The sequence below is a fragment of the Bradyrhizobium sp. I1.14.4 genome (assembly GCF_050435825.1).
GTDB lineage: Bacteria > Pseudomonadota > Alphaproteobacteria > Rhizobiales > Xanthobacteraceae > Bradyrhizobium.
Window position 1 is genome coordinate 80,271 of record NZ_JBNDLA010000004.1, and the last position, 19,195, is coordinate 99,465.

20 protein-coding genes are annotated in these 19,195 nt (G+C 65.4%); 11 read left to right on the top strand and 9 right to left on the bottom strand.

Annotated features, from left to right (window positions below):
• The first annotated feature begins 48 nt into the window (after positions 1 to 48).
• Both ABIB78_RS10205 and ABIB78_RS10210 read left to right on the top strand, forming a co-directional pair.
• Positions 49 to 729 carry an alpha/beta hydrolase family protein gene (locus ABIB78_RS10205; RefSeq protein WP_429024112.1) on the top strand — a complete coding sequence of 227 codons (681 nt, stop codon included), beginning with the start codon at positions 49 to 51 and terminating at the stop codon, positions 727 to 729.
• A 71-nt stretch (positions 730 to 800) separates the two neighbouring features.
• Positions 801 to 1,532 (top strand): aspartate/glutamate racemase family protein, encoded by a 732-nt coding sequence (locus tag ABIB78_RS10210; protein ID WP_429024113.1) that lies wholly within the window; start codon positions 801 to 803, stop codon positions 1,530 to 1,532.
• On the opposite strand, the gene ABIB78_RS10215 is transcribed toward ABIB78_RS10210, so the two are convergent.
• Together ABIB78_RS10215 and ABIB78_RS10220 are read right to left on the bottom strand one after the other, a co-directional pair.
• Complete coding sequence (locus ABIB78_RS10215) at positions 1,524 to 2,306, bottom strand: SDR family oxidoreductase (protein WP_429024114.1); 783 nt, start codon at positions 2,304 to 2,306, stop codon at positions 1,524 to 1,526. The two genes, ABIB78_RS10210 and ABIB78_RS10215, sit on opposite strands and share 9 nt — an antisense overlap.
• A gap of 39 nt (positions 2,307 to 2,345) precedes the next feature.
• Positions 2,346 to 3,320 carry a ketopantoate reductase family protein gene (locus tag ABIB78_RS10220; protein WP_429024115.1) on the bottom strand — a complete coding sequence of 325 codons (975 nt, stop codon included), beginning with the start codon at positions 3,318 to 3,320 and terminating at the stop codon, positions 2,346 to 2,348.
• 168 nt (positions 3,321 to 3,488) lie between these two features.
• Between ABIB78_RS10220 and ABIB78_RS10225 the strand changes: the two genes are divergently transcribed.
• Positions 3,489 to 4,289, top strand: coding sequence for an enoyl-CoA hydratase-related protein (locus ABIB78_RS10225; protein ID WP_429024116.1), 801 nt, complete (start codon positions 3,489 to 3,491; stop codon positions 4,287 to 4,289).
• 15 nt (positions 4,290 to 4,304) lie between these two features.
• Here the strand turns inward: ABIB78_RS10225 and ABIB78_RS10230 are convergent, their stop codons facing one another.
• On the bottom strand, positions 4,305 to 4,556 hold the full coding sequence (locus tag ABIB78_RS10230) for a hypothetical protein (RefSeq protein WP_429024117.1): 252 nt from the start codon (positions 4,554 to 4,556) through the stop codon (positions 4,305 to 4,307).
• Between the two features lie 73 nt (positions 4,557 to 4,629).
• A complete protein-coding gene (locus tag ABIB78_RS10235; RefSeq protein ID WP_429024118.1) occupies positions 4,630 to 5,514 on the bottom strand; it encodes a LysR family transcriptional regulator in 885 nt (294 codons plus the stop codon).
• 117 nt (positions 5,515 to 5,631) lie between these two features.
• Between ABIB78_RS10235 and ABIB78_RS10240 the strand changes: the two genes are divergently transcribed.
• The 4 genes from ABIB78_RS10240 (at position 5,632) to ABIB78_RS10255 (ending at position 9,895) form a co-directional block, all read left to right on the top strand.
• Positions 5,632 to 6,993, top strand: a complete 1,362-nt coding sequence (locus ABIB78_RS10240; RefSeq protein ID WP_429024119.1) for an FAD-dependent oxidoreductase — start codon at positions 5,632 to 5,634, stop codon at positions 6,991 to 6,993.
• Positions 6,994 to 7,109: 116 nt separating this feature from the next.
• Positions 7,110 to 8,114, top strand: a complete 1,005-nt coding sequence (locus tag ABIB78_RS10245; RefSeq protein ID WP_429024120.1) for an ABC transporter substrate-binding protein — start codon at positions 7,110 to 7,112, stop codon at positions 8,112 to 8,114.
• Between the two features lie 187 nt (positions 8,115 to 8,301).
• On the top strand, positions 8,302 to 9,075 hold the full coding sequence (locus ABIB78_RS10250) for an ABC transporter ATP-binding protein (protein ID WP_429024121.1): 774 nt from the start codon (positions 8,302 to 8,304) through the stop codon (positions 9,073 to 9,075).
• Positions 9,068 to 9,895 carry an ABC transporter permease gene (locus ABIB78_RS10255; RefSeq protein WP_429024497.1) on the top strand — a complete coding sequence of 276 codons (828 nt, stop codon included), beginning with the start codon at positions 9,068 to 9,070 and terminating at the stop codon, positions 9,893 to 9,895. The genes ABIB78_RS10250 and ABIB78_RS10255 overlap by 8 nt, the downstream gene beginning before the upstream one ends.
• A gap of 137 nt (positions 9,896 to 10,032) precedes the next feature.
• Here ABIB78_RS10255 and gtdA read toward each other — a convergent pair whose 3' ends face one another.
• Positions 10,033 to 11,073 carry a gentisate 1,2-dioxygenase gene (gene gtdA / locus ABIB78_RS10260; RefSeq protein WP_429024122.1) on the bottom strand — a complete coding sequence of 347 codons (1,041 nt, stop codon included), beginning with the start codon at positions 11,071 to 11,073 and terminating at the stop codon, positions 10,033 to 10,035.
• Between the two features lie 106 nt (positions 11,074 to 11,179).
• Here gtdA and maiA point away from each other — a divergent pair, with 106 nt between their 5' ends.
• The 3 genes from maiA to ABIB78_RS10275 are packed head-to-tail and all read left to right on the top strand — an operon-like array spanning position 11,180 to position 13,510.
• Positions 11,180 to 11,812, top strand: a complete 633-nt coding sequence (gene maiA, locus ABIB78_RS10265) for a maleylacetoacetate isomerase (protein ID WP_429024123.1) — start codon at positions 11,180 to 11,182, stop codon at positions 11,810 to 11,812.
• Position 11,813: 1 nt separating this feature from the next.
• Complete coding sequence (locus ABIB78_RS10270; RefSeq protein ID WP_429024124.1) at positions 11,814 to 12,326, top strand: MarR family winged helix-turn-helix transcriptional regulator; 513 nt, start codon at positions 11,814 to 11,816, stop codon at positions 12,324 to 12,326.
• On the top strand, positions 12,326 to 13,510 hold the full coding sequence (locus ABIB78_RS10275) for a 3-hydroxybenzoate 6-monooxygenase (RefSeq protein WP_429024125.1): 1,185 nt from the start codon (positions 12,326 to 12,328) through the stop codon (positions 13,508 to 13,510). Before ABIB78_RS10270 ends, ABIB78_RS10275 begins: the two co-directional genes overlap by 1 nt.
• Before the next feature lie 168 nt (positions 13,511 to 13,678).
• On the opposite strand, the gene ABIB78_RS10280 is transcribed toward ABIB78_RS10275, so the two are convergent.
• From ABIB78_RS10280 to ABIB78_RS10295, 4 genes are all read right to left on the bottom strand, one after another.
• The gene (locus ABIB78_RS10280; RefSeq protein WP_429024126.1) at positions 13,679 to 15,289 is read right to left on the bottom strand and encodes a benzoate-CoA ligase family protein; all 1,611 of its coding nucleotides are present in this window, start codon (positions 15,287 to 15,289) and stop codon (positions 13,679 to 13,681) included.
• On the bottom strand, positions 15,286 to 16,416 hold the full coding sequence (locus ABIB78_RS10285) for an FAD-dependent monooxygenase (protein ID WP_429024127.1): 1,131 nt from the start codon (positions 16,414 to 16,416) through the stop codon (positions 15,286 to 15,288). The genes ABIB78_RS10280 and ABIB78_RS10285 overlap by 4 nt, the downstream gene beginning before the upstream one ends.
• 125 nt (positions 16,417 to 16,541) lie before the next feature.
• Positions 16,542 to 16,754: a hypothetical protein gene (locus tag ABIB78_RS10290; protein ID WP_429024128.1), complete on the bottom strand. Its 213-nt coding sequence runs from the start codon at positions 16,752 to 16,754 to the stop codon at positions 16,542 to 16,544.
• 220 nt (positions 16,755 to 16,974) lie between these two features.
• Positions 16,975 to 17,787, bottom strand: coding sequence for a cysteine rich repeat-containing protein (locus ABIB78_RS10295; protein WP_429024129.1), 813 nt, complete (start codon positions 17,785 to 17,787; stop codon positions 16,975 to 16,977).
• 248 nt (positions 17,788 to 18,035) lie between these two features.
• Between ABIB78_RS10295 and ABIB78_RS10300 the strand changes: the two genes are divergently transcribed.
• On the top strand, positions 18,036 to 19,193 hold the full coding sequence (locus ABIB78_RS10300; protein ID WP_429024130.1) for an efflux RND transporter periplasmic adaptor subunit: 1,158 nt from the start codon (positions 18,036 to 18,038) through the stop codon (positions 19,191 to 19,193).
• The last annotated feature ends 2 nt before the right edge of the window (positions 19,194 to 19,195 follow it).

Here is a 19,195-nt window from a genome sequence, read left to right on the forward strand (position 1 = left end):
AGGCCTGCGGCTAAATATAGCGGCGCAACAATTCTTCGAGATATCACCTTGAACGCGTCAGTTGCACAACCGCTCACGATCACCGTCTCGGACGATAGCACGGTGTCCGCGCTGCTGCTCCGACCGGCGCAGGCGCGTGCGGCCTATGTGTTTGCCCATGGCGCCGGCGCCGGCATGACGCATCCGTCGATGGCCATGATCTGCGAAGGATTGGCGGAGCGCGGCATCGCGACGCTGCGCTATCAGTTTCCCTACATGGAGAAGGGCAGCAAGCGGCCCGATCCGCCCACCGTCGCGCAGGCGACGGTGCGTGCCGCGGTGGCGGAAGCCGCGCGTCATTGCAGCGAACTGCCGCTGTTCGCCGGCGGCAAATCGTTCGGCGGACGCATGACCTCGCAGGCGCAGGCGAAAGCGCCGCTCGCCGGCGTGCGTGGGCTGGTGTTCCTCGGCTTCCCGCTCCACCCCGCCGGCAAGCGGTCGAGCGAGCGGGCCAAACATCTCGCCGAGGTCAACGTCCCGATGCTGTTTCTGCAGGGCACGCGCGACGCGCTGGCGGAACTCGACTTGCTCGAGCCCGTGGTGAAGGGGTTGGGTCGCCGTGCGACGTTGCATCTGGTGCAGGAGGCAGATCACTCCTTCCATGTCCTCAAGCGCTCCGGCCGCAATGACCGCGAGGTGATGGCCGAGCTGCTCGATGCCTTCGCGGCCTGGGTCGCGAAGCATTGGTAGCCGGCAGGGCGTTCCGCCTGTGACACAGTCCCGGATTGCACTTCGCTCCATTCGGCTATTAATCTCCTCCGATGACCAAGATATTGATCGTCAATCCCAACACCACCGCGTCGATGACCGCGATCATCGCGACCGCCGCGCGGGCGGTTGCGTCGCCGGGCACCGAGATCGTCGCCGTCACGTCGTCGATGGGGCCGGCCTCTATCGAGGGCTTCTATGACGAGGCGTTCGCCGTTCCCGGGCTGATCGAAGCGCTCCTGAAGACGCCCAATGCCGATGCCGGCATCATCGCCTGTTTCGACGACACCGGGCTCGACGCTGCGCGATCGGCGGCGCGCTATCCGGTGGTCGGTATCTGCGAGGCGGCGCTGGTCACGGCCGGGCAGGTCGCAAAGCGCATCGGTGTTGTCACCACGCTGCCGCGCTCGATCGTGCCGCTGGAGGAACTGGTCCGCCGCTATGGCTTTTCCGATCGCGCCATGGTTACCGCCTGCGACGTCGCGGTGCTCGATCTCGAGAAGCCGGGCTCGGGCGCCAAGCCCAAGCTGCAAGCGGAGATCGCGCGGGCGCTGGAGAAGGGTGCCGATGCCATCGTACTCGGCTGCGCCGGCATGGCGGATCTCGCACAGGAGCTGTCGGCGCAATTCGGCGTGCCTGTCATCGACGGCGTGGCGGCGGCGGTGAAGCAGGCGGAAGCACTCGCCGGCTTGAAGCTCACGACGTCACGCCGCGGCGCTTACGCTTCACCTGCTGCCAAGGCCTATTCCGGGCCGCTGGAGAAGTTTGCGCCGCCGTCAGCCTGACGCTGCGCCACCGTAGATCCTGTCGCGTAGGCGGCGCATGCCGGACAGCCAGCGCTCGCGATTGGTGGCCTTGCGCTGCAAGTATTCCTGCACCTGCGGATGCGAGAGAATCAGGAAGCGTTCTTCATCCATCGCCTCGATGACCATCCGTGCGACTTCACCCGGCTGCAGCACGCCGTCGACACGCGCCGCGCTCGGGCCCGGCGTCGTCATCCCCGTCTGCACCGATTGCGGACAGAGCACGGAGACGCGGATGCCGCGATCGCCGTACTGGATGGCGAGATGTTCGGCGAGCGCGACCGCGGCATTCTTGGTGACGCCGTAAGGCATCGAATTCAGCGAGGCCAAGAGCCCTGCCGCAGACGCGGTGTTGAGCAGATAGCCGGAGCCGCGCGCGAGCATGCCCGGCACAAGGGCGCGCGCCGCGAACACGTGGCTCATCACATGCACGCGCCAGCTGACGTCCCAGTCGGCATCGGATGCCGTTTCCTGTCCCTTGCGCGACAGCCCGGCATTGGAGAAGAACACGTCGACCGGGCCGTATTTGTCCTCGGCCGCGGCGATCAGCGCCTTGATGTCCTCCTCGAGCCCGACATCGGCGGTGACCGCGAGCCCGTCGATATCGCCGGCGACGCTGGCGAGCCGGTCGCGCGAGGTCTTGAGGTCGGCGACCACGACGCCGCGCGCGCCGCCCTCCGCATAGGCCCGCGCTACCGCTTCGCCGATTCCGCTCGCGCCGCCGGTGACGACGCAGATCTTGTCCCTTACATGCATGGTTCGATGTCCCTGCTTGTTGTTCTCGTCCCCGGATTGTCAGCCCTGATACAGCCCCTTGTCACGCGCCTTCTGGATCGCGAGCGCGGCCATCAGGTCGAGCATCGGGGTCGGAATATCAGCAGCGCGGGCAAACGCGGCCGGGGCGCGTACCAGCACATCGATCTCCATGGCGCGGCCGAGCTCGTAATCCTGCAGGATCGACGGCTTGTGGTCCGGCGCCGGCCCGCTGCGGGTGACGCGCTTGACGTCGGGGATATAGCGGGTCGCCACGGCATTGGCCTCGTCGAGCAGGCGCGGGATCACGTCCTGCATGTCAGGATCGTCGCGGACGCCGCGTGCGGTCAGTCCGGTCAACAGGCAGAGCACCGACATCGACATGTTGGTCAATAGCTTCGACCAGATCGTCTCGCGGATCTGCTTGACTTCGGGCGATTCGATCGCGGCGTCATTGAACGCCGCGCGCAGCCGGGCGATGCGCGCGCTCCGGTGATCGTCGCATTCGCCGATCAAGAGGCGATTGCGATCCGGCGACAGATTTGCCACCACGCCCGGCGCTATCACCTCATTGGAGGAGAAGATCACGCCGCCGATGATCCGCTCTTTCGGGATGGTGCCGCGCAAGCGCCCGCCTGGATCGAGGAAGCCGAGATCGGGAATCTCGGGATGCTGCGGCGGCAGGCCGAGATCGTACCACCAGGGAATGCCGTTCTGCGCGAACACGATTGCGGTGTCGCGCTGAAGCAGCGGCGGCAGTGCGGTTGCGAGCGCGCCGATGCCGGTGGCCTTCAGCGTGCTGATGACGACGTCCTGCGGCCCCAGCTCGGCAGGATCGGCCGACGCCCTCACCTTGGCAGTGAGGCTGGCGTCGCCGACCTTCAGCGTCAGCCCGTTGGTCCTGACCGCGTCGAGATGCGCCCCGCGCATCACGCAGGACACATCGTGGCCGGCGCGTGCGAGCCGCACCGCGAAGTGGCTGCCGACGGCGCCTGCGCCGAAAATGCAAATACGCATCAGTGGAACAATTCCTTGCAACGTGCCGCGTCAGTTTCCACAAGCACAGGGCATCGTGCAACCCGTCATGCGCGTGGCGCGGTCGCGCGCGCTCGAAAGTGATGGATCAAGGCATCTCCTCTCGCCATAGTGCCGGACCACAGCAATGCCGAACGAGGGAGAGAAATCATGTCGGCCAGCCCAGTCCTGTGGAGCCTCGATGCGCGCGGGGTCGCGACCGTCACGCTGAATCGCCCCGAGGTCAACAATGCCTATGATGGCGCGCTGATTGCGGGCGTGCTGGCCGCGATCGACGATCTCTCGACCAAGCCGGTGCGCGTCGTCGTGTTGAACGGCAACGGCAAGCATTTTCAGGCCGGGGCCGACCTGAAGTGGATCAACGGCGTGCGGCCGAAATCATCAGAGGAGAACGAGGCGGCGTCGCGCGCCACCTTCGAGGCGGTGCAGCGCCTCAATACGCTGCCGGTCCCGACGGTGGCGCTGGTGCAGGGCGGCTGCTTCGGCGGCGGCACCGGCGTGATCTCGGCCTGCGATGTCGTGATCGCGGCCGACAACGCGCTGTTCTCGATCACCGAGGTGCGCTGGGGCCTGACTGCGGCGATCATCATCCCGCAGCTCTGCGACGCGATCGGTGTCCGCCAGGTGCGCCGCTACGCGCTGACTGGCGAACGTTTCAGCGCCGAGGATGCGCGCCGCATCGGTCTCGTCCATGAGGTGGTGCCGCTCGCCGATCTCGAGAGCGCCGGCGGCCGGGTCGTGGAGCAGTTGCTCGGCAATGCGCCGGATGCAATGGCCGAGACCAAGAAGCTTGCTATGGAGAGCTCGTTCGGCGGCATGGCCGTAGACGACGAGGCCTACAAGCGCCTCGTCCATCTGCACTCGGCCAAGCGGCAGACCGCCGAGGCGGCCGAAGGGCTCGCATCCTTTGCCGAGAAGCGCGCCGGCCGCTGGGGCAGCGGCACGGCGTAAGTCCTGCCGCTTCGCTCAGCAGCCGCGGCAGATGCCACGCATGCTGCGATAGACCTCCTCGTCGTCACGGCGCATCTGTTGCAGCTGGTCGAACGTCTTCGATTCGTTTGAGCGCGTTATCGGCGGCTCGGCCTTGCGCCGGGCCGCCAGCTCCTCCTCTTGCCGATGGTAGCAGGCCTCGCGATCCGCCTTGGCCTCGATGAAGCGGCAGGTCTCGATCGCCGCCGCGGGCGCAGCGACGATGATGAGACCAAGCGACACTGACATCAAGAGTTTCAAGCGATGATCCTTTCGCGTCCTTGTCTCAGGTCCGCTTGTGAGGGGCAAGGCCACCGTCGCTTCACAGCGGCTGCGACAGCGATTTTTTCAATGTCTTCAGCAGCGCCTGCACGGCGGCGGCGTCGATGCGGCGTTCGGGAACGGCGGCCTTCACCCACAGTTCCGGGATCGGAAACTCCGCGAGTATCGGCTGCAACGCGCCGTCGCGTAGCGCGTCCGCGACCAGATAATGCGAGAGCAGCGCGATGCCGTTGCCGGCGATTGCGCTTTGCGTCAGCACGCGGCCCTCGTTCGAAGAGAGAATCGGGCGCACCTGGACATTGATGCGGCCGCGCGGTCCCTCGAACGGCCATTCCGGCCCGGTCGGCAGGAAGCTGAGGCAGCGATGATCGACCAGGTCGCGCGGATGCTTCGGCGTGCCGTGCTTCTTCAGATACGCTGATGAGGCGCACATGAGGCGCGGCAGCCGGCACAGCGGCTCGTCAACGACACCGCCGAAGGAATGCGGGAACGCGCCGATCGCGATATCGAAACCTTCGGTCACCGGATCGACCGGGCGGTCGATCATCACGATCTCGAGCTTCACGCTCGGGTTTTGCTTCTGGAAAATCGTGAAGGCATCGGCGAGCCGCGCCACCGTCAGCGAGGTCGGCGCCTTGACGCGCAGGTGATCGGAGAGGTCGCGTTGCTTCTCTCCCATCCGCGACAGCAGATCGCCGACATCGGCAACGACGCCGCGGGCGCGATGCACATATTGCTGCCCTGCCTCGGTCAGCCGCAACTGGCGGGTCGAGCGGTGGAACAGCGCGGTGCCGATCCGCTCCTCGAGCTGGGTAACGCGCTTGGCGACGACCGATGTCGCGACGTTGAGCTTGCGCGCAGCCGCAGAGAAGCCGCCGGTGTCGGCGGTGGCGAGGAAGGCTTCGAGGTTGACCAGCGTATCCATTTGCGTTTCCCGGTCCTTTCTCGATTCGCGAAAGCTGATCGCATAATTTGGTGGATTGTACCGCGATCCGCATCAATTCATAGTTGGCCCAATCAAACTTTGTTCAGGGCGGAAATGATGCGAGCGAGCACGATCGAAGAGCCTGCGCGGCAGGTCCCGGTCTATGGCGATTACGACGTGGTGGTGCTCGGCGGCGGGCCGGCCGGCATCGCAGCAGCCGTCGGCGCCGCACGTGCCGGACGGCGGACGCTGCTGATCGAACGCTACGGATTTCTCGGCGGCATGGGCACCGCGGCGGGAGTGACGAACTTCTGCGGGCTGCATGCCAATGTGTTCGGCGAGATGCACCGCGTGGTGCAGGGCATCGCCTCCGACCTCTTGGCGCGGATCGACCGGCTTGGCGGGTTGAACACGCCGCATCTGATCCTCGGCAAGATCCTTGCGCAGGCCTACGACACCGCGGCATACAAGATCGCGGCGGACGATCTGCTGGCGCATCACAAGGTCGACATCCTGTTCCACGCGCTCGGCGCCGGCGTCGTCATGGACGGCGCACACATTCGCGCGCTGATGGTGGAAACCAAGGCCGGCAGGCGGGCCGTGCGGGCCGGCATCTTCATCGATTGCTCCGGTGACGGCGACCTCGCAGTGTGGGCCGGCGCGCCCTATGAGGTCGGCGACAATGCCGGCGGCATGCTCTATCCCTCGATGATGTTCCGCCTCAACGGCATCGATCCGGCGAGAGCCGGCGATGCCTGGCGCACCATCCCGGCGCTGATGGCCGAAGCCGAGGCCGCCGGCACGTACAAATTCCCGCGCAAGTCCGCGATCGTGCGGCCGCAGAAATCGCAGATCGAATGGCGGGTGAATTTCACCCAGGTGACGCGACGTGACGGCGGCGCCATCTCCGGCATCGATCCCGATGACATGACGCGCGGTGAGATCGAGGGCCGCCGTCAGGCGGTCGAGGCCTTTGCGTTCCTGCGCACGGTGCCCGGCTTCGAAAATTCCTACATCGTCGATCTGCCGCCGCAGCTCGGCATCCGCGAGACGCGGCGGGTGATCGGCGGCTATATGCTCTCAGGCGAGGACGTGCTGGGCTGCGCGTCGTTCCAGGATTCGATCGGCGTCAATGGGTGGCCCAAGGAATCCCACGTGCCGGGCGACGTGATCTTCGAGTTCCCGCCGATCCCGGAAAGCCGCGGCTATAATGAGTTGCCGTATCGCATGCTGGTGCCTGATGGCGTCGACAATTTGCTGGTCGCCGGCCGCTGCGCCTCGATGACCCATGAAGGGCAATCGGCGGCGCGCGTTTCGGGTGCCTGCTTTGTGATGGGCGAGGCAGCGGGAACCGCGGCGGCGCTGGCGCTGTCGGGTAATACGATTCCGCGCGACATTTCCGTCGAAAAGTTGCAACAACGGCTCGCAGAGCAGGGCGCGTTCATCGGCCGCGATCAGGCCGTGCCCGAAGGAGTCTAGAGTGTTTTCAAGCGAAGTGGATACCGGTTCGCGTGAAGAAAACGCGTCAGAACAAGAATCTAGAGCCCCGTTCCGATTTAATCGGAACGGAAAAAGGCTCTAGGCGGAGGATGGGAATGAAGGGTTGGGCGCGGCTCGCACTCACGGGTCTGCTGGTGTGGGCCGCGGGCGGCATCGTGCGGGCCGATGATGTCCTGAAGGCGAAGATCGGCGTCTTGCGGCTGTCGTCGTCAGCGCCGGTGTTCATCGCGCAGGACAAAGGCTATTTCCGCGACGCCGGCCTCGATGTCGAGCTCAAATTCTTCGATGCGGCGCAGCCGATCGCGGTTGCGACCGCATCGGGCGACGTCGATTTCGGCATCACCGCCGTCACCGCAGGGCTCTACAATCTTGCCGGCAAGGGCACGCTGAAGGTGATCGGCGGCATGAGCCGCGAGAAGGCCGGCTATCCGCTGATCGGCTATTTCGCCAGCAACAATGCCTATGCCGCCGGCCTCAAGACACCGAAGGATCTCGCGGGCAAGCGCGTGGCGGTGACCCAGGTCGGCTCCAGCTTCCATTATTCGCTCGGACTGCTCGCCGGCAAATACGGCTTCAAGCTGTCTGACGTGAAGGTCGTGCCGCTGCAGTCGCTGTCGAACGCGGCCGCGGCGCTGAAGGGCGAAACCGTCGACGCCGCACTGTTGCCGGTCTCGACCGCGCGGACCCTGATGGACTCCAAGGGTGCGAAATTCCTCGGCTGGGTCGGCGATGAGACGCCGTGGCAGTTGGGCGCCATCTTCGCTTCCCCGAAGACATTGGCCAACGCGCCGCTGGTGACCAGGCTGCTCACCGCGCTGACCCGTGCCGACCGCGAATATCACGACGTGATCCTCAGCGCGATCAAGGACGGCGTGGTGCCGATCAACGAATCCACAAAGCCGCTGCTCGAGATCATCGCCAAATACACCAACCTGCCGGTCGCGCAGGTGGTCGGCAACTGCGCCTATATCGATCCCGACGGCAAGCTCGACGTGAAGAACGTCGACAACCAGATCAAATGGCTGCAGGAGCAGGGCTTCGTCGACAAGGGTTTTGACGCCGGCGCGATCATCGCCAAGGATTATGTGAAGGCGGATTGATGTCGAACTATGCGCGCAATCTTATTCCCGTCATCCTGAGGAGCGCGCACTTGCGCGCGTCTCGAAGGATGCACGGCCGAGTTGCTGCATCGGGGCCGTCCATCCTTCGAGACACCGCTGCGCGGCTCCTCCAGCGACAAAGGCGAAGCCTTTGCGCGGGGATGACGGTTGAATATTGAGGCTCTAGATGGATCTGATCGCGGACCATATCAGCCATCGCTTCGGCGCACTCGACGTGCTCGACGATGTCTCCTTCACGGTCCGCGCCGGCGAGATCGTCGCGATCGTCGGCCCGTCCGGCTGCGGCAAGAGCACGCTGCTGTCGATCCTCGGCGGCCTGCTGCGGCCAGCTGCGGGCGCAGCCGAGTTGCGCGGCGCGCCGCCGGCCGGCAGCCTCAATCCGCTGACCTTCGTATTTCAGGACTTTGCCTTGCTGCCGTGGAATACGGTCGAGGAGAATGTCGCGTTTCCGTTGCTGCATACGGCCCTGAGCGCCGTCGAGCGCCGCGCGGTGATCGACGACGCGCTGCGCCGCACTGGGCTCTCGGATTTCCGCACGGCCTATCCGAAGCAGCTTTCCGGCGGCATGCGCCAGCGCGTCGGCATTGCGCGCGCGCTCGCGGTTCGGCCGGCGATCCTGTTGATGGACGAGCCGCTATCGGCACTGGATTCGCAGACCCGCGAGCTCCTGATGGAGGATTTCGTGAGCCTGCTCGCCGACGGCGCGATGGGCGCGGTCTATGTCACGCATAACCTCGAAGAGGCAGTGCGGCTTGCCGACCGCATCGTCGTCCTGTCGCGCCGTCCCGGCCGCATCCGGGAGATCGTGACCATCCCGATGACGCGCGCCGAGCGCGGCGCGGCCGATGCGCGCGGGCCACTGGCCGCGCTTCAAGGCGAGCTGTGGTCGCTGATCCGCAAGGAGGCGATCGATGCCGAGCGCGAGGTCCAGCATGCTTGACCGCGCGCCACTGGAGACGCCAGACCAATCGACGGAGGCGCCGCGGCCGGTCGCGTTTCGCGGCGCTGGCTTCATTCCTGGCGGCAGCCGCTCTGCCGGCTGGATCGCGCTCGCGCTCGTCATCGCGGTCTGGCAGCTCGCCGGCAGCGCAGGATTGGTCAATCCGCTGTTCCTGCCGGCGCCGTCGGCGATTGCGGTTGCGATCTATAAGCTCGCGATGTCGGGCGCGCTGTGGCAGCATCTGTCCTGGTCGATCATGCGGATCGGCACCGGCTGGATCGTCGGCACGGTCGCCGGCGTGATCACAGGCTTTGCGATCGGGCTGTCGACCATGGCGCGCGGCGTCGGCATCACCTTCATCTCGGCGCTATTCCCGATTCCGAAGATCGCGCTGCTGCCGCTCCTGATCCTGTGGCTCGGGATCGGTGAAGAGCCGAAGATCGCGACCATTGCACTCGGCGTCTTCTTCTCGACCGCGATCTCGGTCTATAGCGGCGTCGATGCGGTGCCGCGCAATCTGATCCGGATGGCGCAGAGCTTCAACGTGCCGTTCCATGCCATCGTCCGCCGCGTGATCTGGCCCGGCGCACTGCCCTCGATCCTTTCCGGTTTCCGCATCACTGCGTCGGTGGCGCTGTTGCTCGTCGTCAGCGCCGAGATGATCGGTGCGCAATACGGCATCGGCGCCTTCGTGCTGCAGGCCGGCAATCTGATGCAGACCGATCAACTGCTCGCCGGCGTCGTGATCCTGTCGCTGTTCGGACTTGCGGTCGGGAAGCTGATCAACCTGCTCGAAACGCGGCTGCTGCACTGGCGGTGAAGCGCACTGCCGGCCGCAACACACGGTGTCGTCCCGGCGAAGGCCGGGATCCATAACCACCGCTGGCGCTTGCAGGATAAATGTCTCGCCGCGTGCCCTTTCCTGAGGCCGCGGCGCTTTCGCCGGGACCACGCGTGTTACGCGTTGCCCCTGTCTTCGCGGAACAGGTCGAGCTTCTGCTGCACCGGGCGGTCGGAGAACGAGAACAGCACGGAGTCGGCGTCGGCCTCGTGGGTGACCCAGTGCCAGCTCGGCACCACGAACAGGTCGCGCGGTCCCCACTCAAAAGTCTGGTCGCCGACCCGGGTGCGGCCCTTGCCCTCGATCGCGGCGAACACGGTGGCATCGGTCGACCGATAGCGCGCGGTCTTGAAGCCCTTCGGCAGCAGCTGGATGAAGGTGCCGATGGTCGGCATCGCAAAATCGCCGGTCTCGGGATTGGAGAATTTCAGCTTGAGGCCGTGGCAGGCGTCCCACTCGTCGCCGACCCTGGCCTTCTCCAGCGCCTCGCGGGTGTATTCGTAGGGATAGTTGAAGATCGGCGAGGTCTTCGACGTTCGTTTCTGGTCGATCGGCAGCAGATTGTGGCCGTAACGCGCGAAGCTGGCGCCGGCCGGCTTGGAGATCGACTGCTGATCTTCCTTGGCGCCTTCGGCAAACGAGCAGTCGAAGAACTGCACCATCGGGATGTCGAGCCCGTCGAGCCAGAACATCGGCTCGCTGGTTTCGTTGGAATGGTCGTGCCAGGTCATCGACGGCGTGATGACGAAATCGCCCGGCGACATCGCAGTGCGCTCGCCATCGACCGCGGTGAAGGCCCCCTTGCCCTCGAGCACGAAGCGCAGCGCCGACTGGGCATGGCGATGGGCGGGCGCGATGTCGCCCGGCACCACCATCTGCACGCCTGCGAACAATGACGTCGTGATCCTGGATTGGCCGCGCAGGCCGGGATTTTCCAGCACCAGCACGCGGCGCTCGGCTTCCTTGGCCGTGATCAGTCTGCCGGCCTCGTTCATGTAATCGCGGATCTGGTCGAACTTCCACAGATGCGGGCGGCAGGCGCTCTTCGGCTCCGGCGTGATCAGATCGTTCATCACGTTCCACAGCGCCGAGAGGTTTTGGCCGTCGATCTTCTTGTAGAGCGCCTCGCGCTCGGGGGTTTTCTGCACGGCTTCCATGGCAAGCCTCCCATCATTCTTGTCGGTTCAATTTAATTGACAGTATACTGACAATATGGCTAGCGTCAATCAAACAAGCCAATGAGGAAATGCAAGGGAGGTTCCGATGAAGCTGCATGGCTATTTCCGGAGCAGCGCGTCCTACCGGGTCCGGATCGCCCTCAATCTGAAGGGGCTCACGCCAGAGCACCTGCCGCATCATTTGCGCAAGGGCGAGCAATGCGCGCCCGCCTATCTTGCGATCAACCCGCAAGGGCTGGTGCCGACCCTGCAGAGCGACGCGGGCGCGATCCTCACCCAGTCGCTTGCGATCATCGAATGGCTCGACGAGACCAATCCCGATCCGCCGCTGCTGCCGAACGACCCCCTGCGGCGCGCCAAGGTGCGGGCGTTTGCGCAGGCGATCGCCTGCGACACCCACCCGGTGCAGAATTTGAAAGTGCTGGCGCGGCTGCGTCAGCTCGGCCTGCCCGAGGCGCAGGTGACGGAGTGGGCGGCCTGGGCCAATCGCGAAGGCTTGTCGGCCTGCGAGACCCTGATCGCGGCGGAGGCCGGGCCGTTCTGCTTTGGCGACCAGCCGACCCTTGCCGATCTCTGCCTGGTGCCGCAACTCGCCAATGCCCGGCGCTTCGGCGTCGATGTCTCCGCCTATCCGCGCCTGCTCAAGGCAGAGGCCGCGGCAAAACAGGTCAAGGCGTTCGCCGACGCCGCCCCGGACAGGCAGCCCGATGCCGAATAAGATGCCGAATAGCAAGCCAACGCCCGTCACCATGGACGCGGTCTACACTGCGCCCGGCTATCTGTTCCGGCGCATGCAGCAGATCGCGGTCGCGCTGTTCATCGAGGAGTGCAAGGCGTTCGACCTGACGCCGGTGCAATACGCCGCGCTGGTCGCGATCTCGACCCATCCCGGCATCGACGCCACCCGGCTCTCGGCGGTGATCGCGTTCGACCGCTCCACGCTCGGCAATGTGATCGAGCGGTTGCAGGCCAAGGAGTTCGTCTTGCGCAAGCCGGCGCCGGAAGACAAGCGCGTCAAGCTGCTCTACCTCACCAAGGCCGGCGCGGCGGTGCTCAACGACATCATGCCCTCGGTCGACAAGGCGCAGGCGCGGATGCTGCAGCCGCTGAAGCCGGCCGACCGCAAGACGCTGCTGGCGCTGTTGACCCAACTCGTCGACCTCAACAACGAGGCGTCGCGCGTGCCGCTGCGCGCCGAGGATGCGCTCGAACATCTCGGGAGGTCGGGCTGATGGCTGAGACGGGACCTGTCCTGGTCGCGGGCGGCGGCATCGGCGGCCTTGCCGTGGCGCTCGGCCTCGCCCAGAAGGGCATTCGCTCCACTCTGCTGGAGAAGGCCGCCGCGCTCGGCGAGATCGGCGCCGGCATCCAACTTGGGCCGAACGCGTTCCACGCCTTCGACTATCTCGGCGTCGGCGAGGCCGCGCGCAACATGGCGGTCTATATCGACCAGCTGCGGCTGATGGATGCGCTGACCGCCGACGAGATCACTCACATCGACCTCGGCGACGCCTTTCGCGCCCGGTTCGGCAATCCCTATGCGGTCGTGCATCGCGGCGACCTGCACGGCGTGTTCCTGCGCGCCTGCGAGAGGCACGAGCTGATCGAGTTGCGCGTTTCCAGCGACGTTGTTGGCTACGAGCAGGATGGTTCGTCCGTGACCGCGAAGCTCGCCAGTGGCGAGCGCATCAACGGACGTCTCCTGATCGGCGCCGACGGGTTGTGGTCGAATATTCGCAAGCAGGTGACGGCCGATGGCCCGCCGCGCGTCTCCGGTCACACCACCTATCGCTCCGTGATCCCGACCGAGCAGATGCCGGAGGATCTGCGCTGGAATGCGGCTACGCTGTGGGCCGGCCCAAAATGCCACATCGTGCACTACCCGCTGTCGGGCTGGAAGGTGTTCAACCTCGTCGTCACCTATCACAACGACGCGGCGGAGCCGGTCGCCGGCAAGCCGGTCTCCGAGGACGAGGTGATGCGGGGCTTTACCCACGTCCACGAGCGGGCGCAGAACATCATCCGCCACGGCACCAACTGGAAGCTGTGGGTGCTGTGCGACCGCGATCCCACCGAACGCTGGGTCGACGGCCGCGTGGTGCTGCTCGGCGACGCCGCGCATCCGATGCTGCAATATTTCGCGCAAGGTGCCTGCCAGGCGATGGAGGACGCGGTCTGCCTGTCGCACATGCTGGCCAGTCACGACGATCATGCGGTCGCGCTCGATACCTACCGCGCGCACCGCTTTCCGCGCACCGCGCGCGTGCAGCTGATGTCACGCGCGATCGGGGAGCACGTCTATCATCCCTCAGGCGAGCACGCCCGCATCCGCAACGCGATCATGAGCGCGAAGTCGCAGGACGAGTGGTGCGACGATATCGCGTGGCTGTATGGCGGGACGGGGCTGGGTAGCTAATTACTCGTCGTCCCGGACAAGCGAAGCGCGATCCGGGACCCATAACCACGAATGGGCGTTGTTGAAGCAAGCTGGGGCCCCAGCCTTCGCACCACAAACATTTGTGGTGATGGGTCCCTGCTTTCGCAGGGACGACACGGAGTATGTGGTGCCACCTGCATCCCAAGGCTACATCCGCATCACTGCCTGCCGATCTATTTTCCCCGTGCCGGTCTTCGGCAGCTCGTCGATGAACTTCACCTCGCGCGGATATTTGTACGGCAGCAGCTTCGTCTTGACGTAGTCCTGCAGCCGCCGCGTCGCCTCATTGGCGTCGAAACCGCTGCTGTTCATCACCACCACTGCCCGCAGGGTCATGCGGCGGTCCGGCAGCTCGACGGCGTAGACGGCGCATTCGCGGACGTCGGGATGATCGGCGAGGCAGAGCTCGACCTCGAGTGGATAGACCCACTGGCCGGAGATTTTCACCAGATCGTCGGCGCGGCCGCGGAAGAAATGGAAGCCGTCGCTGTCGCGCATGAAGCGGTCGCCGGTGTAGATCCAGCCGGCCTCGCGCACCGTCTCCGCAGTCTTGTCCGGCCGGTTCCAGTACAGCGGGGTCGCGGAATCGCCGCGCACCCACAGGATGCCTTCTTCGTTGTCGCCGACCTCGCGGCCGTCGCTGTCGCGCAGCATGATCTCGTAGCCGGGCACGCGCAGGCCCGCGGCGCCGAGCTTCTTCTGTTCCGCGCGGTTGCTGAGATAGACGTGCAGCACTTCGGTCGAGCCGAGGCCCTCGATGATCTCGAGCCCGGTGAGCTGTTTCCAGCCGTTGAAGACATCGGCCGACAGCACCTCGGCAGCGGAGACCGCCATCCGCAGCGAGGAGAAATCGGCAGTGCCGGCGCCCTCAGCCTTGGTCAGCGAGATGTAGAGCGTCGGCAGCCCGAAGAACACGGTCGGCCGATATTGCCCGATCGCCGCGAAGATCGCGCCCGGCTTCGGCTGGCCCGGCAGCAGCAGCGTGGCGGCGCCGACCGAGAACGGGAACGTGATCGAATTGCCGAAGCCGTAGGCGAAGAAGATCTTCGGCACCGAGAAGCAGATGTCGCCGGGCTTGAGCTTCAGCACGTTGCGGGCGAAGGCGAGCTCGCTATAGGCCATGTCGTGCTGCAGATGCACGATGCCCTTGGGGCGGCCGGTGGAGCCCGACGAATACATCCAGAACGCCATCTCGTTGCGGTGGGTGCCGGCCTCGTCGAGCTCGGTTGGAAACGCTTGCAGCCATTCGCCGGCGTTGCGTTCCTCGGCAACTGCGTGACTGCTCGCCGTGCCATTGACCACGATCAGCGTACGCAGCGGCGTGTCCTTGCAGGCTTCCGCATTGAAGCGCGCGCAGAATTCGGCATCGGCGACGGCGACCTGCGCGCCGGCGTCGGATAGATAGAATTGCAGCAGCTCCGGCGTCGTCAGCGTGTTGATGAGCAGCGGCACGAAGCCGGCGCGCACCGCGCCGAAGAACGCCGCCGGGTAGGCGGGGGTGTCGTCGAGGAACAGCAGGACGCGGTCGCCGCGCTGCAGTCCGAGTGACAGGAATGCGTGGCCCCAGCGGGCGGCCTCAGTGCAGAGCTCGCGATAGGTCCGCGGGCCGGCCGGGCCGGTCAGCGCCAGTCGATCCGCATTGCCGTTGCCGAGATTGTCGAACAGGATACGGCTCGCATTGTAGCACTCCGGAATCGCAAAGCCGATCTCGCGTGCACCGGGATTGTCCTGCGGAACCAGGTCGGAGATCCCAGTCATGATCGTCCCTTTGCGGCTTCGTAACGGGCCATGAAGGCCGGCGACATCGCGCGCAGCCGCGCGTCGTCGATCCGGCCGGAGCGGGTGATGTAGCTGTAGGCAAAATCCATCAGATCGCGCTCCATTTGCGCGCGGAAATGCTCGTACCAGTCGGCGCTGGTCCGCGCCGCGGTGACGAGCTTCTTCACGATCGGCTTGCGCTCGCTCTCGTAGCGGGCAAGCGCGGCGGCAATGCCGGTCTCGGTCTCCAGTGCTTTCGTCAGCGCAATCGCGTCCTCGATCGCAAGCCGCGTGCCCGAGCCGATCGAGAAATGCGCCGAATGCAGTGCGTCGCCGATCAGCACCATGTTGCCGTGCGACCAGTGCTCGTTCCAGATCCACGGGAAACTGCGCCACACCGATTTGTTCGAGATCAGCTTGTGGCCGTCCAGCGTCGCGGCGAATACGTCTTCGCAGATCGCCTGCGATTCCTCGATGCTCTTGTCGGCGAAACCGTAGGCCGCCCAGGTTGCCGCGTCGCATTCGACCAGGAAGGTGCTCATGTCCTTTGCATAGCGATAATGATGGGCGTTGAAGCGACCGCGCTCGGTCGCCACGAAGGTCTGCGACAGCGTCGCGAACGGTTTGGTGGTGCCGTACCAGGCGAACTTGTTGGTTGATTGCGAAACCGACGCGCCAAAGGCGCTCTCGAAGCCGTGGCGGACCATCGAGTTCAGCCCGTCGGCGGCGACGATCAGGTCGTAGCCTTTGAGCTGGTCGACCGATTGCACCACGGTGTCGAAGCGCGGCGTGACGCCTGTGCTGCGCACGCGCTCTTGCAGGATCGTCAGCAGCGCCAGCCGGCCGATCGAGGAGAACCCGACGCCGTCGATCTCGACGCTCTCGCCACGCAGATTGAGGGTGATGTTCTTCCAGCTCTCCATCCTCGGGGTGATGGCGTCGACCGTCTCGGGGTCGTCGGCGCGCAGGAACTCCAGCGCCTGTTCGGAGAACACCACGCCGAAGCCCCAGGTGGCGCCGGCCGCGTTCTGCTCGAACAGATCGATCTCGGCGTCAGGATGACGCCTCTTCCAGAGATAGGCGAAATAGAGCCCGCCGGGCCCTCCGCCGATCACGGCGATCCGCAACGTCTGCCTCCCAGATTGACAGTGTACTTACAATTTGGGTCAGACTAGTCGCCCTCTGGCGGGAACGCCAGAGGGAAAATGCGCACGGTTGGGCCAGTAGCAGCCCGAAATAATCCTGTCCCAGCTCAGTAGCAGCGGCGGACCTTGACCCCGCCGACCCACACCCAGCGGCAGCCGGCGACGACGGGCTTGCGGACGACGACCGCGCCGCGGGCGCCGGCGCATCCGGCACGATAAGGGCCGCGTCCGCACACGACGGCGTTGGCGTCGGAGGACTCAAAGGTCATGGTCGCGGCAAAGGACAGCAGGGCCGCAGCGATCAGCAAAAATGAGCGCATGATATTTCCTCTCCCGGAGTGAGGTCTGGTTGGCCTTTAGGTGACAACAAGGTGCTATGGCTCCGTGCCCGGCAACCGCCGGGCACTTGTCGTCTCACCGCCTGCGCGGCGGCTTCTTCTCTGCTTCGCCGGCACCTTCCTGCAGGCGGGGGTCAGCTTGTCGCTCGCCTTGGCGAGACAGGCGATGATGCCTTTTCCGGTCAGTTGCGTGACACCAGGATTACCGCGCCGCGAACGGCGCCAGCACGTCCCGGCATCCCGGCGACAATGAGCCTGCATTGGTCGCCAGGCATTGCACGATCCGCCCGCCGCCCGGTTGGACACCGCCGCAGATCGAGCGGACATCGGCGCCGCAGGCCGAGCGCAGCACGAACAGCTCTTCACGCGGCCGCAGCGGCCGCAACACGATCGCGGCCGGCGCAGCCGCCGGTGCCGCGGCCGGCGCAGCGCCCGCGGCCGGCACGGCGCCACCGCCGCCAGCGGCGGCCACTGCCTTCTCGCAGGCCGGCGAGAGCTTTGCCTTGTTCTTCTCGAGGCACTGCAGCGCGGGTGCGCCACCGGTCGGCACGCCGGCGCAGACCTTGGGATAATCGGAGCGGCACGCGCTGCGGATCGCGGAGATCTGCGCACTGGACGGCGCTCCGGCCGCCTTCGGTGCCGCAGCCTCAGCGGCGGGCTTGGTCGCTGCCGGCGCTGCCTCGGTCTTGGCCGCGTCGGTCTTGGCTGTATCGGTCTTGGCTGCCGCAGGCGCGGACTCCGCCTTCGGTGCGGCGGCCGGCGCTTCCACGGCCTTCACCGCGCTCGCACAGCTCGGCGCGAGGCTTGCCATGTTCTTCTGCAGGCATTGCAGCGAGGCTTCGCCGCCCGGCGGAATGCTCGAGCAGTGTGCAACGTAGTCGTTGCGGCATTGTGACTTTATGGCGTCGCGTTGCGCCTGGGTCGGGGCCTGCGACAAGGCCGGTGCGGTGCTCATGAGGGCGGCAAGCGCAAGCCATGCGGAGAGCTTCGTTACACGTGTCAACGCGTTGATCATCTGATTAAATCCTCTCGTTGCGCCGGAAACCACCGGCTCAACCGAACTGAGTTCTAAAATGATTTGCTCTAACAACCTCGGCGAGCGGCATCATTTTCGCTTTCGAGTTCCGCCGCAAGCGGATTGTTGCTATGGATGAACCCAGTTTGTTTTTTGCGGGCTACGATATCTTTGAATTAAGTCATTTGAATCGAGGCTCGGAAATGAGGCATGCGCGCGCATCGGCACATTTCAGTCAGAGTAATTTTGTGCGGCTGCGAACTGTGCAACTGACGCGCGCCGCTTTCGTCATCACGGCCTTTGTCGGTTTAAGTGCCTGCGAGCAAAACAGTTTTGTTGCGCCGCCGCCGCCCAAGGTCGAGGTTGCGCCGCCTGTGCAGCGCGCCATCACACGCTATCTGGACGCCACCGGAAACACAGCGCCGATCAAGACCGTCGATCTGGTCGCGCGCGTGCAGGGTTTCCTGCAGTCGATCAACTATCAGGACGGTTCGCCTGTGAAGGAGGGGACCACCCTGTTCACGATCGAGCCGGAGACCTACAAGCTGAAGCTCGAGCAGGCGCAAGCGGCCGAAGTCGGAGCGCAGGCGACGCTGAAGCAGGCCGAAACCGATTACAAGCGCCAGGTCGATCTGGTGCAGCGCCAGGCAGTCTCGCAGGCAACCCTTGATAACTCGACCGCGACGCGGGACAACGCGCAGGCCAGTCTGCAGCAGGCCGGGGTCAATACCAAGATCGCCGCGGTCAATTACGGCTACACCAATGTCGCCGCGCCGTTCGACGGCATCGTCAGCAACCATCTTGTCTCGATCGGCGAGCTGGTCGGCGTGGCGTCGCCGACGCAACTCGCCACCATCGTGCAGCTCGACCCGATCTATGTGAATTTCAACGTCAACGAACAGGACGTGCTGCGCGTGCGCGAGGAGGCGCGGCGCCGCGGCATGTCGGTGAACGAACTGCGGCAGTTGCCCGTCGAAGTCGGCCTGCAGACCGAGACCGGTTATCCGCACAAAGGCAAGATCGATTACATCTCGCCGACTCTCAACCAGTCGACCGGCACGCTCGCGGTCCGCGGCGTGTTCGCAAATCCGGACCGGACCTTGCTGCCGGGCTTCTACGTTCGCGTTCGCGTTCCCTTCGACAAGCAGGACAATGCGTTGCTGGTGCCTGATGTTGCGATCGGCAGCGACCAGGCGGGCCGCTACGTGCTGGTCGTCAATGCCGAGAACGTGGTCGAGCAGCGCAAGGTGACGACCGGCCCGCTCGACGGGGGGCTGCGCGTCATCGAGAGCGGACTGAAGGCGGATGACCGTGTCGTGACCGCCGGACTGTTGCGCGCGATCCCCGGCCAGAAGGTCGATCCGCAGATGCAGAAGGGCGACACGCCTCCGGCACCGGCCAAATAGGA